This window comes from Agreia sp. Leaf335, assembly GCF_001423605.1.
Lineage (GTDB): Bacteria > Actinomycetota > Actinomycetes > Actinomycetales > Microbacteriaceae > Agreia.
The window spans coordinates 198,039-214,451 of record NZ_LMOQ01000004.1; the positions used below are offsets into that span (position 1 = coordinate 198,039).

The window sequence follows — 16,413 nt, forward strand, 5'->3', positions numbered from 1 at the left end:
CCTCAGCGCAGCATGAGGTCGGCGGTGCGCAGCGCCAGCGCCTGCTGAACCAGGCAAGGATTCGCGCTCAACGAGCTCGGGAACGTCGAGTTGTCCGAGATCCACATGTTCGGGATGTCGTGGCTGCGCCCCTCGGAATCGACCACACCCGACGACGGGTCGGCACTCATGCGGCACGTGCCCAGGGTGTGCGCGGTGCGAGCGAGCACGCGGGTCTCAAGAGCTCCGGCTGCCTCGAGAATGCGCGTCATCGTCGCCGTGGCGTGCTCCTCGATGGCCTTTTCGTTCGATCCGGCGGTGAACGAGACAACCGCGCGCGGCACGCCCCACTCGTCGAGTTCGTCTGACAGCACGAGTCGGTTCTCGTCAGACGGGAGGCACTCGCCGTTGATGCCGATTCCCGCTGAGTACCGCCAGGCATCCAGGGCGTTCATGAGGTCGTCGCCCCACAGGCCAGCGCCGCGCACGAGGCTCGTGGCGTAGTTGAGCGGCATCACGCCCAGGCTCTGCAGAAGGTAGCCGCCTACGAAGTCGACGCCCTCTGGCCGCACGAAGTCTTCACTGATGAGCGACGACGGATAGCCGCGGTAGCCGCGGATCTGTTCGTCGAAGCGGCCCCAGACCTGCACGCCGCCATGGGCGAGGAAGTTGCGGCCGACCTGGCCGCTCGAGTTGGCGAGGCCCGTGTTCAGCAGAAGGCGGGGCGTCTCGATGCCCCCGCCCGCCAGCACGAGATTCGCGCAGCGCTGGCGGAAGTCTTGTCCGTCGCGCCGATAGACGACGGCCTCGACGCGACCCTGCGCATCGACTTCGATTCCGTGCACCATCGCGTCGGCGCGGATCTCGGCTCCGTCGGCGACGGCCGCGGGCAGGTACGTGTTCGCGGTCGTGGCCTTGGTTCCGTAGCGTTCGCCCTGGTGGATGCTGCCCAGGTTCTGGCTCGACCGACGATTTCCGAAATGCGGCTGGTCGCGGTCTCGGCTCAGGATGGCCGCCGGCGCATCCGTGGCCCGAATGCCGAGCTGTGCGCATCCGGCGGCCATCATGTCGGCCGCGGCGTTGCGATCGACGGGCGGCTCGAGGTATTCGCGCTCCGGATCCCAGGGGTAGGGAGTCGGCCCGGAGACCCCGATGGTGCGCTCGACCTCGACGACGTAGCGGGTGAGCTCATTGTGGTCGATCGGCCAGTCCTCGCCGGATCCCGTCTCGGTTCGCAGGCGGAGGTCGCGTGCGTCTGGGCGAGGAGTGAAGGCGCCCCAGTGCAGGGTTCCGCCGCCCACGCCGAAGCCGCTGTTGTTCGAGCCGAACGCGGTGGGGTCGTCGCCACCCGAGAGCCGCTCCGACATCCAATTGATGCGCGGGGCCTCGATCTCGTCGTTGGTGAAACCATCGGCGTTGGTATTCGGTCCGGCCTCGAGAGCCACGACCTTCAGGCCACGTTCGGCGAGGCGGGCCAGCACCGGACCGCCACCGGCGCCCGTGCCGACCACGACCACGTCGACGATCTCATCGGTGTCGTACGTGCGCATGCGGCTCAGATCCACGCGGGGCTCTCCTCGACGGTTCGGGTTGTGTTCGTGTTCGGGTGGTCGTGCTGCTCGTCGTCGTCATCGGATGCGACAGTTCCGAGCTCGGCCGGCTCCCACGGGTCGCGCTCGCCGGCGGCGACGGTGATGTATCCGGCGGGGCCGCTCGCCGGCCCGCTGGTCGCGAAGCCGTCGTAGCCGACGCGGGCCATCGACGCCGGATGCGACAGCCACACGCGGGTCAGGTCGGTGCGCACGTCGTCGAGCCAGTGCTGGCGCATGGCTCCGTTCCAGGCGGAGTCTCCCCGGGCCTCGAACCCGTTCAGTTCTCCGGAGATGATGCCGTCGATGAGGGCATCCTGCTCGGCGCGGTCGTCGGCGGGCCACAGCGTCGCCAGGTCGTCGAGCCCCAGCCGGTATGCGGCCACGTCTGCCGGCTGGCCGGTGTTGCGCCATCCGTCGCCGCGACCGATCGCGAGGTCGTCGTCGATGCGCGCGGCCAGGTCGATGCGCGGCGACTCAGGCTGCGGCACCAGCCGGTCGGCCAGCGTGCGCAGCATCGTGAGCTGATCGGCAGACAGCGCTCGCGGCGTGTACTGCGGGTCGTCTGCGATCACCCGACGCGAGAGGAACCCGCGTGCCTCGGGAGCCGTGCGTTCGGAGGCGACCAGCCGGCCCCATTCGGGCGTGAGTTGCGGGCTCACCGACACCGTCGCATCCCACAGCCGAACGATCTCGGCGGCCACCTCGCTCGGCCGCTCGTAGGGGAGCAGATGCCCGGTGGATGCGAGCGAGACGAAACGAGCTTGCGGGTAGACGCCGTCGAGCAGGCGCGGCTGGGCTGAAGCGCCGAGGTCGTCGTCGTCTTCGCCGGCGAGCACGACGACGGGCAGGTCGATCGGGCCGACGTCGTTGGACACGTCTTCGGTGCTGCCCTCGTCGAGCCAGCGGCGCCAGGCCAGGGGCGACATCAGTCGCACTTGGGCGATGGCCGCGCGCTCGTCGTCGTCGTCGAGGGGAGTCGCGACGTTCTGGGCGACGAACTCCACGGCGTGGTCCTCGGAGATCAGGCCGTTCTCCGCCCACGAGAGCATCTCTGCGCGCTTGTCGTCGGACATGGGCTCCGGGGTGCGCGGAGACGGCGCGAGCAGTACCAGGCCGGCGAGGCCGAAGACGTTCGCGTCGCCGCTCAGGATGCGGTCGGCGACAAGGGCCGCGACCTTGCCGCCCATGCTGTGGGCGGCCAGAAAGAAGGGGCCGCCGTCGGCTTCGGCCTCGATGACCTCGACCGCGCGGTCGGCGAGGGCCGAGACGGAGCCGTTCGGCGCATCCGGAGACCCGCCGTGGCCGGGCAGATCGATGCCCACGACCCGAAAGCGGTCGTCGGCGAGGCCGTGGAGGGCGGCGGCGAGCGGCGCCGCCGCTGCTGCGTCGAATCCGAGGCCGGGGAGGAAGAAGATCGTGCCGTCGTGGGCGGTCACGGGGTGACCATCGCCCCGTTGACGTTGAGCGTCTCGCCCGAGACGTAGCTCGACTCGGGGGAGGCGAGGAACACGAAGGCGGGTGCCAGCTCCGCCGGCTGGCCGGCGCGCTGATAGGTGCTCTCGTCGTCGAAGGCCGTCATCTGCTCATCGGAGACGCCCTGCGACACCTGCAGCGCGGTCCACACCGGGCCCGGCGCCACCACGTTGACCCGGATGCCGCGCGGGGCCAGCTGCTGAGCCAGACCCTTCGAGAAGTTGTTGATGGCGGCTTTGGTCGAGGCGTAGTCGAGGCGGTCGGGTGCAGGCTTGTAGGCCTCGAGCGATGCGGTGTTGATGATGGTCGCGCCCTCGGGCAGGTGGGGGAGGGCGGCTTTGCTGAGCCAGAAGTTGGCGAAGACGTTTGTGCGGAAGGTCTGCTCGAACTGCTCGTCGCTGAGGTCTTCGAGGCGCTCGACGGCGACCTGCTTGCCGGCGTTGTTCACCAGGATGTCGAGTCCGCCGAGCACGCTCACGGCCTCGGCGATGATGGCGCGGCAGGTGGCTGCGTCGGTGATGTCGGCAGCGATGGAATGCCCCTTCGTGCCGGCCTCGTCGATCAGGCCCACGATGCGATCGGCGTCTTCCTGCTCGGTGGGCAGGTGCACGATCACCACGTCGGCGCCCTCGCGAGCGAAAGCGATCGCGACGGCGCCGCCGATTCCCGAGTCTCCTCCGGTGATGAGTGCCTTGCGACCCGCGAGGCGGCCGGTGCCGCGGTAGGTCTTCTCGCCGAGATCGGGTACCGGCGTCATCTTCGCCTGCACCCCGGGTTCGGGCTGGTGCTGAACGGGAGGCTCGACCCGGTTGTAGAGGGTGACCGGGTTGCCGAACGTGTACTGGTCGCGTGCAGTCATAGGGATCAGGTTAGGCCGGTGGTCGAATTGGGCGAGGGCATTGCACGCCATGCGATTTCTGGTATTGCCGGGCGGGCGGTGCCTGGCTATGCCTCACAAGAGTGAAGCGGTGCCAGAAGTTCTGGCACCGCTTCGCTGGTGAGTCAGTTGTTCAGTTCGTGGGTTCTGAGGTTCTGAGGTTCTGAGGCGGAGACCTGCTCCTGCCCGGGTGTACGCGAGGCGTGGGGGTCCAGACGCTCGAGCCGTCGTCCGACGCATCCGGATGCTCGGATGGTGCACCCGACGAAGGCTCGGTGACGTCGACCGGCGTCACCAGCTGCCGCACGATGTCGTCGAACAGTGCGCTCACGACTATGTCGTCTGCCTCGGCGAGAACCTGGTCAGACGCTGAAACCGACGCCGTTCCCGGTTCGTCTCGAGGCTTGATAGAGGCGACGAGAAACATGGCTCACCCCGTCAGCTCTGCAGCGCGGCCTGCTCGCGGGGCGCCCCGCCCTGAACCTCGATCTTTCGGGGCTTCGCGCGCTCGCTCACCGGCAGGAGCACCGAGAGAACGCCGTTCTCGTAGTGAGCTGTGATGCGCTCCGAGTCGATCCCCTCGCCGACGCTGAACTGTCGCACGTACGATCCGTGCGGTCGCTCCTGAGAGAGCCACTTCACGCCGTTCTGGATGTCGGCGGTGCGTTGAGCGCGGATGGTCAGCAGCTGACCATCGACGTCGATGTCGACACTCTCCGGATCCACTCCGGGGAGGTCGGCGTTGAGTACGTAGTGATCACCCTCGCGGTACAGGTCGACGGGCATGAACCGCGGGCCGGCCTGGCCGCCGCTCAGGCTGCTGGTGAGGCGGCCGAACTCGGTGAAAGGATCGAAAAACATAGCCATGATGAGGAGTCCCCTTTCTGATATCGCGTGTGTAATTGTGCTGGCTACCGAGGGTTTTCACCTTCGGACGGCAACATATTAACTCCACTCGAAAGTCGGAATCAAGACCATTTTCGATGCGATTTCGTCAGCGGGCCGAGCACCAGTTCGGGTCGCGGCCGTCGACGGTGCCGAGCGCTGTGCCGTTCGAGAGGTCGACGTAGGTGATGTGCTGTGCGTCGGTCGTGATCGCGGCGTAGAGACCGTTGGGTGCGACACAGACGCTCGTGACGGCGTGACCCGCCGACTCGGGGGTGTCGAGAGCGAAGATGATGCTGCTGCCGCTCGCGTCGACCTTGGCGACGGCCGTACCCGGTCCAGAGCCCGAGTCCTGGATCTGCAGGGTGGTTCCCCCCGCATTCACGACGGCTGCCGCGGAGCCGATGTCGCCCGCCACCATCGGGAATGCGCTGCTCGGATTCGCCGTCTGCCCGAAGTCGGTCGCGACACGGCTGCCCGCGTCTGCCGTGATCAGCGTCTTCGTGGTGGGGACGAACCCGAGGAGCTCGTCTGCGTGCCCGATCGGGGCGGGGCCCGAGGTGCCGTCTCGTTCACCCAGGGTGTCGACCAGCAGCAGGTCCGAACCCTCTGTCTGGGCGACGAGCGAGGTGGTGCCCGGAATGAACATCCAGTCCTTCGCCGTCAATACCTCGAAATCGGTGCCCGTGATGGGGATCGAGTAGTCGTTGCCCCGGGTGATGTCGTAGACGTAGAGCTGATCCGGCTGCGCCTCGTAGTGCGGGGACTGCTGCGGCGTGAAGGTGTAGCCGAAGAGCTTGCTCGTCGGGTCGGCCTTAAGGCTTGTGATGGTGCCGGAGCCGGCGAGGTTCACGACGATGGGCGCACCACCCGTGAGCGGCACGATGGTGAGAGCGTCGGTTCCGTCGTCGTTCACGGTATCGACGACGAGGGTGTCGCCGAGCGCCACGAACTGCCGGATGCGCGGGGCTTGGTAGACCGGTGTCGGTGCGCCTCCGCCGACGGGTGCGGCCAGAACGGCATCGCTCACCTGCGACCCGGGGGACCCGGTGGCGGGCGACAAGAAGTAGGTGGTGGGATTCGCCGTGGTGAAGGTGTAGCTGATGGTGGACGCGCTACCGGCCGCGACGCTGCGGACCTCGGGCACGGTCACGGTGTAGCGGGTGTTGTAGCTGAGGATCCCGGTGAATTGCACATCGATGGTGTCGCCGTCGACCGTTGCGGTGGTCGCCGCCGCCGGGCTCACGGTGAGGGTGTCGGCAGCCGACGGATCGAGAGGCTCGTTGGCCTGCAGCAGCAGGCGCTGCCCCGAGCGTTCGACCGCGGTGTTCACGTTGATCTGAGCCGACTGCAGCTCTGGCCCGTGCGAGAAGTTGGCGACCACCAGAACGGCAGCCACGACCGACACGATCGTGATGCTGCCGTAGAGCAGCCGGCGGAACCTGCGGCCGGCGGTGTCAATAGACATAGGGCTCGGAGGGTTGGTCGACGGCGGTGAGGCTGTCGGGGCGTACGACGGTCGTGGCGGCGCTGAGCACGCTGGGGTTCGCCTCGAACTCGCCGGTCACCGTGACCCAGCTGTCGGTGGCGTAGCTGCTCGCCCAGCCCGGGGAGTAGACCGGAACCCCGACAGGCTGCGCGTCGACCGCGCAGCACGTCACCACGAAGCGGGCGACGAAGAAGACGTTGTCTGGATCGTCGGCGTCGGGAGTCACGAAGCCCGTCAGGGTTGCCGTCCGGCCACTCAGGTCGTCGGCGCTCGCGCCCTGGCGGATGAGGGCGGCCCAGTCCTTGACCGAGTACGCGGAGGTGTCGTCCGACGTGCCCGGCGGCGGCCCGGCGTTCGCGAGGCTGTTCGACGAGCCGTTGAGGCTGCGCTGTTCGACCGCCGCCGATGTGAGCGAGCTCGGGGGCACGACGAGCAGGGCGACGGCCGCGGCGGCGACGATGACGAGCGCGGTGAGCGATCCGCCGAACGCGAGCAACGGGCGGCGGCGACCGGCCCCGGCGACGTCGTGGGCGTCGGGCCCGCGCCCATCCGGCCCATCGGCCCCGACGTGATCGTGCTCGTCGTCTTCGCGCGGCCCCGGAATGACGAGGAGCGCACCGATCGTGAGCACGAACGCGATGCCGGCCATGATCAGGGTGAACACGTAGTAGCGCGGGTTGATGTACAGACCGAGCTGGCCCGTGACCCCGAGCCAGACTGTGGCGATCGCCGCGAGCAGGGTGAGAGCCAGCCCCTTCCAGCGCGTCATGAGGCGACTAAAAAACAAGGTTCACCGCCAATCCGATGGCTGCGGCACAGACGGCGATGAGCACGCTCACCTGCACCAGAGTGCGCACGGTGAAGGTCGTGCGCATCAGCGCGAGCATCTTGATGTCGATCATGGGTCCGAAGATGAGGAAGGCGACGATGCCCCCGGGTAGGAAGGTGGAGCCGAAGGAGAGGATGAAGAACGCGTCGACGTTCGAGCAGATGGCCACGATGAACGCGAGGGCCATGAGTGCGAGCACAGACCACAGGGGATTGCTGCCCAGCGTGATCAGCAGGTTGCGTGACACGGCCACCTGGATGAGCCCTGCGATGCCCGCGCCCACGATCAGGGCGGGCATCATGGCCGCGGATTCGCGCCCGAAGCTGATGAGGGTGCGGCGCGTTCGAGTGCCGTGCTCGGCGTGCGGATCGACGGCGCAGGCTGCCTGAAACCCTCGCGTGAGCAGGGTCTGCGGAGCCGGGTGGGCGCTGTAGATGAAGCCGACGAGGTTCGCGATGACCAGGCCGCCGAGGATGCGGCTGATGAGGATGCCGTCGTTCCAGCCGAACGCCTGGTACGTCGTGATGATCGTGATCGGGTTGATGATCGGCGCCGCGAAGAGGAACGCCATGGAGTCGGCGACGCTGAGGCCACTAACGATGAGCCCGCGGGTCAGCGGCACGTTGCCGCACTCGCAGACCGGCAGGAGCACGCCGAGCAGAGAGATCAGGCTGCGCCGCAGCACGGCGTTCCTGGGCAACCTCCTCAGAAGAAAGCCCGCGGGCAGCCAGATCTGCACGATCGCCGAGAGCAGGATCCCGAGGATGACGAACGGCAGCGACTCGATGATGACGCTCACCGAGAGTGTCACGAAGTCTTTCGCCGGATCGGTCATCCACGACGTCCACTCGGCCGGCGCCAAAACTCTGATCGCCACGAGAAGCAGCACCGCGGCGATGCCGATCGTGGGCGTCCAGCGCCACTCCGACCGGGTCAACTCGCGCAGTGTCGGGTGCGACGCGGGTGTCGTGCTCAGCGTTCGCTCCTCGCTCTGTCGACCGTCGTTTCGGCTACCCCATCATGGTGCGCTCATGCCGTGCGGTAGCTGGGCGTGGTTGCTCACACGCTGACGCTCGCTCTACGCGCTCTTTCGCGCTGCTTCTCCTGCCAACGCAGCAAGTGGATCAGAGCCGTCAGGTGCGGGAACTCGATGAGCATGCCCAGGATGATCGCCGCGTACACGACGGGCTGATCAGGCAGAGCGACGGTCGTGACGGCGAGCATCAGCGGCGCGTTGCGAGCAGAGGTCGTCATGGTCAGCAGCGCCCGCGCGGGATAGCCGAGGCCGAACAGGCGGGCGACTCCCTCGCCGATCACGAAGACGACGACGAAGAAGAGGAAGACGACCAGCAGCACCCACGCGAACGAGGCCGGGTCGGCGAGGATCGTTCCGACGTTGCCGCCGAACAGCCCGAGGATCACCAAGGCGATCACGAGGGGAACCAGCCTGTCTGCTGCGTCAACGATGCGCTCCCGTGTCGCGACGGCGAGGCACAGCCGCAGCAGCAGACGCGCTCCGAGCGCGAGCCCGGCCGGCACGGCGAACCACGTGACGAGCGTCGGAGCGATCTCGACAGGCGAGCTCCCCACCTGCTGGCCGCCGAAGAGGCCGAGCCAGACGGGATAGAGCACCAGCTGCAGCGTCATCTGAATCGGGATGAGCGCCGCCCCCGTCGTCGTGTCGCCACCGGCCATGCGGGTGAAGCCGAGGAACCAGTCGGTGCAGGGGAACAGGCAGTAGATCAGCACTCCCAATCGCAGCGCCTGCTCGGGCAGCAGGAGCGAGGTCAGACAGAACGCGATCAGCGGAACCAGGGCGAAGTTGAAGGCCAGTGCGAGCAGCACCGTTCGAGGCGCACGCTTCAGCGCGGCGAGGCTGTCGAGCCGCAGGGTGAACACGAGCAGCCCGACCAGCACCATGATCGACGGATCCACCATCGACGCGAGGGCGCCGCCCGCAGCGGGAGCGAGTGCGCCCGTGAGGCTGCCGACGAGGATGGCGGCGACGAAGAGTACGGTCACAGCCCAGGGGCGAGGTGTTGCGGTCAGCACGCGCACTCCACTCCACAGCACGACAGATCGTCGGTGAGCATGCCCGCGGTGCGCCATTCTTCGAGGCCGCTGCAGTCCTTGCCCTGCGCCTCGCCGATCACACGAGCGACGTGGGCGAAGCGCTGTCTGAACTTGTAGATGAAGCAGAACTTCAGAGCACCGTGCCGCATCGCCGGACCGGACAGGAAGAGGCCGGGGGTACTCGTGGACTGGTCATCGTCGTCGAGTTCGGGCCACCCGTCGCGGCGCAGCGTGAACAGCTCGGAGACCGGGCCCAGACCCGGGCCGAAACCGGTGGCGGCGATCGGGCGAGAGTCGGCACGGATGCGCGTGCCGTTGTCGAGGCTCGCGATCCACTCGGCGCCGTCGCGTTTGATGCTGCTCGCGTGAGCTTTGGTCAGGGTCAACCGGCCGGTCGCGGCGGCGGCGTCGAGACGCATTCGTGAACGCGGGGCGAGGCGGAACGAGGGATCGGAGCCCGAGCCGGCATCCCAGGGGCTCCCGGCATCCACGACCGTGACCTGCGCGCCGTGCTCGACGTGGTGGCAGGCGATATCGATACCCGATTCGTAGCCGCCGATCACGATCACCCGGCCCGAGCGCGGCTCCCAGGCCTCGGGGGTGGCGGAGTGATCGGCGAGGCCGATGCCGGACAGGCGCGCGTCGGGGCGATCGGAGAACTCGCCGCCGGCCCACACGACGGTGCGCGCGGACACCGGTCCTCGCGAGGTCGCCACCGTGAACCCGTCGCCGGCCGCCTCCACCGCGGTCACCTCGGTATCCGACAGCACCGGCACCTGAAAGTGCTTCACCACGCTGCGCAGATACTTGGCGTACTGCGGCCCGGTGAGGTAGTCGGCGCCCAGGCTGAACGCAGGCGACGTGCGCGGGTGCACCGCGTTGAGGTCGGTCGCGCCGAACCCATTGCCCGTGAACGAGGGAGTGAGAAAGGTCTGCTTCGTCGGCCAGTCGAGGAACGTCTGACCGATCTGACCGCGATCGACCACGCCGACCAGCAGGTCGTCGACCGCCGAGAGGGCCAGCGCCGTGCCGATTCCGGCCGGGCCGGCGCCGATGACGAGCGCGTCGAGGGCCTTGACCGTGGGAGCGATGTCGCTTCGGGAGGTCATTGCGCGAGCACCCCGTAGACCACGTGATCGTCGAGGTACTGCCAGACCGTGCCCGTCTCGGCGAATCCGGCGCTCGCGAGGCTCTCGAGGTGGAAGCCGAGCGTGACCTTCGGCGGTGCCTCGTGCAGTTCGGCTCCCCAGACCTCCGACCGTCGCGCGAGGGCGTCTGCGTAGCGGGGCGCATCGGCGACGGCCTGCCACCACTCGTCCCAGGTGTCGGTGTCGCCGGCGAACGTCGATTCCTGCATGGCCGCGTCGTCGGCGAGGGCCACGCGAGCCAGCGTGCTCTCGTGCCGAGCGCTGTACGACAGGTGGTCGCCGTTCAAGACGATGCCGCCCGGGCGCATCAGATCGGGCAGGGCTCGATAGACGTCGGCGAGGGTTCCGGGCTTCAACCAGTGCAGCGCGGTCGACGAGACCACGGCGTCGAACGGCGCGGCCGCGATGGCCGGATGCTCGGTCCAGTCTGCGTGGGCGAGGTCGAGTTCGGCGGTCTGCACGCGAGCATCGTCGGCAGCGAGGTCGGCGGCGATGGCCAGAAGTGCCGGGTCTTTGTCGGCGACGACCGCGCGGCCGTTCGGAACGTGACCGAGAACGTGCAGAGCCAGCGAGCCCGTGCCCCCGGCGAGGTCGAGGATGCGCGGCTCGGCGACGTCGGAGCAGACAGCGGCGACGACGCGGGCGATGGTGTCGAAGCGCTCGGCGCGGTGTCGGATGTAGCCGGTCTGCTGGGCGTCCCAGCGTGCCGCGAGGGAGCGTGCGGTGTCGAGGGTGCTGAGGTCTGTCATGCGGTTTCCTTTGTTCGAGGGGAGGGATTCGGCGAGGGAAGGGAGAAGGAGAGGCGCGCACGCCCATCCGGCCCCTGATGCGAGTGGGTCGTCACGTCGTACACCTCGTCGAGTAACGGCGGCAGAAGCACGTCGGCCGGGCGCCCCGCGCCTGCGACGCGTCCGCGATGCAGAACGACGACGTGATCGCACACCTCGGCCGCGAGGTCGAGATCGTGCAAGACGATCACGACCGTCGGAGCGATGCGCCGCAAAAGCGAGACGATCTCGAGTCGGTGCCTGATGTCGAGGTGGTTGGTGGGTTCGTCGAGCACAACGTGGCTCGCACCGTGGGCGAGCGCTCGCGCCAGCGCCACCCGCTGCAGCTCTCCGCCGGAGAGGGTGGACAGCCGGTCGAAGGCCCGATGCGACAGTTCGACCGCCTCGAGGGCGTCGGCGACTCTGTCGTCGAAGGCGGCCCCGCCCGAGCGCAGAACCCCGTGCTCGGCGAGCCCACCGAGCGACACCTCGTCGACGATGCGCAGCGAGGGGTCGGGCTCGCTGCGCTGCCCCACCTCGGCGACGTGGCGCGCGATCCAGCGTCGGGGCCGGATGCGGAGGTCGTTGCCATCCAGAGCGATCCGGCCCGACGACAGTGGCGTGGCGCGAACGAGGGCGCGCAGCAGGGTGGTCTTTCCGCTTCCGTTCGGTCCGACGATGCCGGTGACCGCCCCGGTCTGTGCGGTGAACGAGACGTCATCGAGAAGCACCCGGCGGCCGATGCGGACGGTCACCGCCTCGGCTTCGATCACGGCAGTGTCGAGAGAAGCCCGCGCACCTGCTGCGGTCCGGCGATCGAGAGCATGCTGGGCGGGTCGGTGTAGGGGAACTGCAGCGCTACGACGCGTCCCTTCTGCACCGCCGACAGGGCGGACACCCCGGGAGCGCTCATGAAGCTATCGATGACGTCTTTCGGCTCGCCGCTGGAATAGAGCAGCACGATGGTGGCCGGGTCACGCGAGATGATGTCCTCGATGTTGGCGTCGAAGACCCGCTCGGGGGAGTCGGCGTAGACGTTGGTAAGCCCCGCGGCCGCGAAGACCGGCGTCACCATGCTCGGGCCGCCGTAGGGCGAGAGAACGCTCCCGCCGGATGACACGTAGAGGGCGGCGGCGGTTCCGGCATCCGGTGCCTCTGAACCGAGGCTCGCCGTGCCCTGGGCGACGACCTGCTCGGCCTGATCGCTCTCGCCCAGGAGGGCGCCGAGGGTGCGGACTTCGCTCCAGACGCGGTCGAAGGTGGCCGGTTGGCTGAGCTCGGGGCCGGGGTTCGCGCAGTAGGCGCTGGGTGTGTAGACGGCGATTCCGCTGGCGGCGAGGGCGGCTCGGTCGACCGCGTTCTCGGGAGCGATCACCAGATCCGGCCTGGCTCCGAGGATGCTCTCCTGCGACACGATCGATCCGCCGGTTGCGTTCTTCTCTGTCGAGAGCAGGTCGAGCGAGTCGAGCGTCGTGTAGGTGGAGTCCTTGTAGAGGCCCGGCTGCACGGTCGAGGTGAGGGCGACCACGCGGTCGACGGCGTCGAGCGCCTCGAGGTTCGGCAGCGAGTCGTTGTTCACGAGCACGATGCGCTTCGCGGGCGCCGCAAGAGTGACCTCCGATCCGCAGTTGTCGATGGTGATGGGCGCGTCGGCGGCGTCGCTCGTGGATGCGCCGCCGTCGGGCGCGGATGCGGCCGGCGAGCACGCGCTGAGCGCCGCGAGGGTCAGTGCGGTGACGGTGAGGGCCGCCGGCAGGCGCCGGAGGAGGGGTGTGTTCATCGGGTTCTTTCTAGAGGGGGCTACGAGGTGTGTGCGGGTGAGGAGGATGTGCGAAGCAGCAGGAGCAGGAAGGGGGCGCCGATGATTCCGGTGATGACGCCCACGGGAATCTCTTGAGGAGCGAAGGCGGTTCTCGCCACGGTGTCGGCGGCGACAAGCAGGATGGCGCCGAGGAGCGCGGAGATCGGCAGCACGACGCGGTGACGGCCGCCCGCCAACCGGCGAGCGAGATGGGGCACGACCAGGCCGATGAAGCCGACACCGCCGACCGCGGCGACGGTGACGCCGACCATCGCCGAGACACCCACCATCATGGCGATGCGGGTGCGCTCGGGGTCGAGTCCCGCCGATCGGGCGGAGTCGTCGCCCGAGGCCAGCGCGTCGATCATCGGCGCGATCACGATCAGGATGCCGATACCGACGGCCGCGGTGACGGCGGCGGCCGCGAGGGCGAGCGGTTGCACGGCGGCGAGCGACCCGAGCAGCCAGAACAGCACCGAACGGGCCGCCTCGGGGGAGTCGCTCGAGAACACGAGAAAGCTGGTGGCGGCATTGAGCGCGTAGCCGACGGCGAGGCCGGCCAACACCAGCCGTAGTGGGCCTCGACGATTGGCCACGCCGGCCAGCATCAGTACGAGCAGCACGGCGCCGATGGCGCCGGCGAGGGCAGCACCGGAGAACAGCAGGGCACTGCCGCCACCGATCACCAGAACGACGAGGGCGACGCCGGTGGATGCGCCGGAGTTGAGTCCGAGCAGGTAGGGGTCGGCGAGGCTGTTGCGCACGAGCGCCTGAAGCATCGCTCCCGACACCGCGAGCACCGCGCCTGCCACCAGGGCCATCGCCACACGCGGCAGCCGGGTGCCCCACACGATCTGCTGAGCGGAGTCCGACCAGTCGCCGCGACCTGTCGAGAAGACGCCGTCGCCGATGATGCCGATGACACTCGCCGGGGCTATCGGCACAGGGCCGATGCTCACCGCGACCAGCGCCGCGATGATCGCAGCACTCACCAGGGCAGCGATCATCACAGCACCGCGTCGTCGACCACGTCTGATCGACGAGACGACCTCGCGCTGGGCAAGGCTTGTCACCCCTGGCGGGCTTTCGCTTCTCACCCCTGGCGGGCTTTCGCTTCTCACCCCTGGCGAGCTTTGAAGCGAGGGTTGAGCTTGTTGATCACGAACACGCGCCCGCGCCGTCTGACGACCTGCGAGCCGGGCATCTTCTTCATCGACTTGATCGAATTGCGGACCTTCACAGCTGCCTCCATTTGTTATTGAGAACGATTCTCACATACAGTAACTCACTATGAACGAGTCCTCCGACAGCCACCCGATCTCCCGTATCGCCGGTCTGGCCGTCACGCTCGTCTCGTCGAGTGATCGTCTTCGCGCCGAGCAGATCGCCGCCATCCTCAGTGGATGCGCAGCCTCGGAGTCGCCCGCCGAACTCGATCTCGGAGGCGATGACGACGCGACGTTCGCCGTCGAGCTCGCCGAGCAACTCGCATCCGAGTACGACGACGGCCTCACGGGCAACACCGTGGTCGTGCTGGAGCCGGGGGCCGACATCGTCGAGATCGCCCTGGTGCTCGAGCACATGCTCGATGGTCGTCGGCCGCGCGTTCCCGTGGGCATTCGCGACGTGGTGGCCGTGAGCTCCGTGCGCGAGGTGGGCCAGCAGCTTCTCGGCTGGGCGGGGCAGCCGGCAGACCAGGTCGACGACTTCACCTCGCCCGGGCGCCTGGCCTCTCGCCTCGAGTTCGCCAGCATGATCGTGCTGACCCATGTTCCCAACGCGGCTGCCGCCGAAGACACGCGGCTCGTGCTCGCACTTCTCGAGCGACTGGCGCCGTCGGCACTCGTGCTGACGCCCTTCGACGTGGCGCACGCAATGCAGCTGTCAGGGTTGCTGGTGCGCGGCCGCGCCCGCCGGCTCGGAGCGTCGATGGGCTGGCAGCGGGAGCTCGTGGAGGGTGCGCCCGCGCATCCGGTGTCTGGGTGTTCGACGTTCGTGTTCCGCGACCCGCGACCGTTTCACCCGGGTCGCCTGCACGCCGCCGTGACTCTGCGGCTGACGCCGGAGAACGTCGGATGCATCGCGCGCTCGCGAGGATTCGTGCGGCTGGCGACGCGCGGCGGCCGGGTCGGGTCGTGGGCGACCGCCGGCAATGTGCTCGATCTCGAGCCGACCGAGATGCTCAGCTGGAGCTCGGGCTCGCCGATCGGGCAGGAGATCGTGTTCTTCGGCCCCGACCTCGACGAGATCGCGCTCGAGGCGGCGCTGTCGGAGTGTCTGCTCACGGCGGAGGAGCTGGCGGCGGGGCCGGAGGAGTGGGCGAGCTACCCGGATCCTTTCCCCGAGTGGATGGTCGAGCACCACCACTGAGGAGGGCGCGGTCTCGCTGGCGTGGAGCGCGGCCGTGGCACCGCCGCAATTCAGGAAGAACCGACTGTCGGCGTGCAGAACGGCCCAGATCCGGCCGATTCTCCTGAATTAGAGCAGCCGGCGGGCAACGAGTATCGCGCGCTCGTCGCCCGTGCCGAGTCCCGACCGGCGCTCGCGGTCGATGCCTCGGGCGAGTTCGTCGGCGTGCACACGCGACAGGGTCTCGTGAAGCGACCGCCGGATGCCGCCCGACGCCAGGTAGGCGGCTCCCGATCGCTGCGCAAAGGCCGCATCGCTGAGCGGAAGCCACAGGGGAAGCGACCTGGGCCCGGCCCAGTACTGCACGTCGTGGGCGAGCAGAGCCTCGTCGGAGAGTTCGACGACCTCGCCGTCGTAGCCGGCGACCTCCGCTGCAGCGTGCAGGAACTCCGCAAGGGGAATCACCTCGCCGACGGCATTCACCGCGCCCGACAGGCGATCGCGGCCCGCGCGCTCGATCCACGCGGCGAGGTCGGAGACGTCGATCGCCTGCACGAACCGATCCGCAGTTGTGGGGGCGAGCACGGGGCCTGAGCGGCTGAAGCGCGCCGGCCAGTAGCCGAAGCGGTCGCTCGGGTCGCCGGGGCCGACAATGAGTCCCGGTCGGGCCACGAGCAGGCGGTCGCCGAGGTGCTCGAGGCTCGAGCGCTCCGCCGCGACCTTCGCATCGGCGTACTCCGAGGTGTCGCGAGGCTCCACCACGGCGGCCGACTCGTCGGCATCCGGTTCATCGTTTCGGCTGTACACCGACACGCTCGACACGAGCGTCCAATGGGCGGCGCGCGAGGCGAGCGCGTCGAGGGCCGGGTCGACGAACCGTGGATCGTGGGAGAGCTCGATCACGTCATCCCACTCGCCGGCCACGCCGTCGTATGCCTGGGCAGACAGCCGATCGGCTCGCACAAGACGCGCGCCATCGGGAACGGACCCCGAATCACCGCGAGCGAGGCAGATGACCTCTGCGCCCTCCGCCACCGCTCGCTGCGTGATCTCGCGCCCCAGCCAGCCCGTTCCACCCAGCACAAGCACTCTTCGCATGACCCCAGTCAATCGGTCGACGCGGCAGTGCGCCGCTCGCTTCGCCGAGGGCG

Annotated in this window: 17 protein-coding genes; 1 reads left to right on the plus strand and 16 read right to left on the minus strand. The window is 68.6% G+C overall.

Annotation, left to right across the window (positions count from 1 at the left end; genetic code table 11):
* Positions 1 to 2: 2 nt before the first annotated feature.
* The 15 genes from ASF79_RS15375 to ykgO form a co-directional block, all read right to left on the minus strand.
* Positions 3 to 1,544 (minus strand): GMC family oxidoreductase, encoded by a 1,542-nt coding sequence (locus ASF79_RS15375; protein WP_235500787.1) that lies wholly within the window; start codon positions 1,542 to 1,544, stop codon positions 3 to 5.
* On the minus strand, positions 1,535 to 3,007 hold the full coding sequence (locus ASF79_RS15380) for an alpha/beta hydrolase (protein WP_082495970.1): 1,473 nt from the start codon (positions 3,005 to 3,007) through the stop codon (positions 1,535 to 1,537). The genes ASF79_RS15375 and ASF79_RS15380 overlap by 10 nt, the downstream gene beginning before the upstream one ends.
* Entirely contained in the window at positions 3,004 to 3,903 is a 900-nt protein-coding gene (locus ASF79_RS15385) for an SDR family oxidoreductase (protein WP_055856573.1), read from the minus strand. The genes ASF79_RS15380 and ASF79_RS15385 overlap by 4 nt, the downstream gene beginning before the upstream one ends.
* Positions 3,904 to 4,054: 151 nt before the next feature.
* Complete coding sequence (locus ASF79_RS15390) at positions 4,055 to 4,348, minus strand: hypothetical protein (RefSeq protein WP_055856576.1); 294 nt, start codon at positions 4,346 to 4,348, stop codon at positions 4,055 to 4,057.
* 11 nt (positions 4,349 to 4,359) lie between these two features.
* Positions 4,360 to 4,788 carry an Hsp20/alpha crystallin family protein gene (locus tag ASF79_RS15395; RefSeq protein WP_055856581.1) on the minus strand — a complete coding sequence of 143 codons (429 nt, stop codon included), beginning with the start codon at positions 4,786 to 4,788 and terminating at the stop codon, positions 4,360 to 4,362.
* A 127-nt stretch (positions 4,789 to 4,915) separates the two neighbouring features.
* A complete protein-coding gene (locus tag ASF79_RS15400; protein WP_055856584.1) occupies positions 4,916 to 6,274 on the minus strand; it encodes an Ig-like domain-containing protein in 1,359 nt (452 codons plus the stop codon).
* Entirely contained in the window at positions 6,264 to 7,064 is an 801-nt protein-coding gene (locus ASF79_RS15405; protein ID WP_055782631.1) for a TIGR03943 family putative permease subunit, read from the minus strand. The genes ASF79_RS15400 and ASF79_RS15405 overlap by 11 nt, the downstream gene beginning before the upstream one ends.
* A 7-nt stretch (positions 7,065 to 7,071) precedes the next feature.
* On the minus strand, positions 7,072 to 8,061 hold the full coding sequence (locus ASF79_RS15410; protein WP_235500788.1) for a permease: 990 nt from the start codon (positions 8,059 to 8,061) through the stop codon (positions 7,072 to 7,074).
* Between the two features lie 122 nt (positions 8,062 to 8,183).
* The gene (locus ASF79_RS15415) at positions 8,184 to 9,176 is read right to left on the minus strand and encodes an arsenic resistance protein (protein ID WP_055857261.1); all 993 of its coding nucleotides are present in this window, start codon (positions 9,174 to 9,176) and stop codon (positions 8,184 to 8,186) included.
* Complete coding sequence (locus ASF79_RS15420; protein WP_055856586.1) at positions 9,170 to 10,306, minus strand: NAD(P)/FAD-dependent oxidoreductase; 1,137 nt, start codon at positions 10,304 to 10,306, stop codon at positions 9,170 to 9,172. Before ASF79_RS15420 ends, ASF79_RS15415 begins: the two co-directional genes overlap by 7 nt.
* On the minus strand, positions 10,303 to 11,094 hold the full coding sequence (locus ASF79_RS15425; RefSeq protein ID WP_055856589.1) for a class I SAM-dependent methyltransferase: 792 nt from the start codon (positions 11,092 to 11,094) through the stop codon (positions 10,303 to 10,305). The genes ASF79_RS15420 and ASF79_RS15425 overlap by 4 nt, the downstream gene beginning before the upstream one ends.
* The gene (locus tag ASF79_RS15430) at positions 11,091 to 11,867 is read right to left on the minus strand and encodes an ABC transporter ATP-binding protein (RefSeq protein WP_162239095.1); all 777 of its coding nucleotides are present in this window, start codon (positions 11,865 to 11,867) and stop codon (positions 11,091 to 11,093) included. Before ASF79_RS15430 ends, ASF79_RS15425 begins: the two co-directional genes overlap by 4 nt.
* 14 nt (positions 11,868 to 11,881) lie before the next feature.
* Positions 11,882 to 12,892, minus strand: coding sequence for an ABC transporter substrate-binding protein (locus tag ASF79_RS15435; protein ID WP_055856595.1), 1,011 nt, complete (start codon positions 12,890 to 12,892; stop codon positions 11,882 to 11,884).
* Between the two features lie 20 nt (positions 12,893 to 12,912).
* Positions 12,913 to 13,986, minus strand: coding sequence for a FecCD family ABC transporter permease (locus ASF79_RS15440; RefSeq protein WP_235500789.1), 1,074 nt, complete (start codon positions 13,984 to 13,986; stop codon positions 12,913 to 12,915).
* A gap of 44 nt (positions 13,987 to 14,030) precedes the next feature.
* On the minus strand, positions 14,031 to 14,153 hold the full coding sequence (gene ykgO / locus ASF79_RS15445; RefSeq protein ID WP_044441107.1) for a type B 50S ribosomal protein L36: 123 nt from the start codon (positions 14,151 to 14,153) through the stop codon (positions 14,031 to 14,033).
* A gap of 50 nt (positions 14,154 to 14,203) precedes the next feature.
* Between ykgO and ASF79_RS15450 the strand changes: the two genes are divergently transcribed.
* Positions 14,204 to 15,283 carry a GTP-binding protein gene (locus ASF79_RS15450; protein WP_055856605.1) on the plus strand — a complete coding sequence of 360 codons (1,080 nt, stop codon included), beginning with the start codon at positions 14,204 to 14,206 and terminating at the stop codon, positions 15,281 to 15,283.
* Positions 15,284 to 15,391: 108 nt separating this feature from the next.
* On the opposite strand, the gene ASF79_RS15455 is transcribed toward ASF79_RS15450, so the two are convergent.
* Positions 15,392 to 16,360: an NAD-dependent epimerase/dehydratase family protein gene (locus tag ASF79_RS15455; RefSeq protein WP_055856609.1), complete on the minus strand. Its 969-nt coding sequence runs from the start codon at positions 16,358 to 16,360 to the stop codon at positions 15,392 to 15,394.
* Positions 16,361 to 16,413 lie beyond the last annotated feature (53 nt).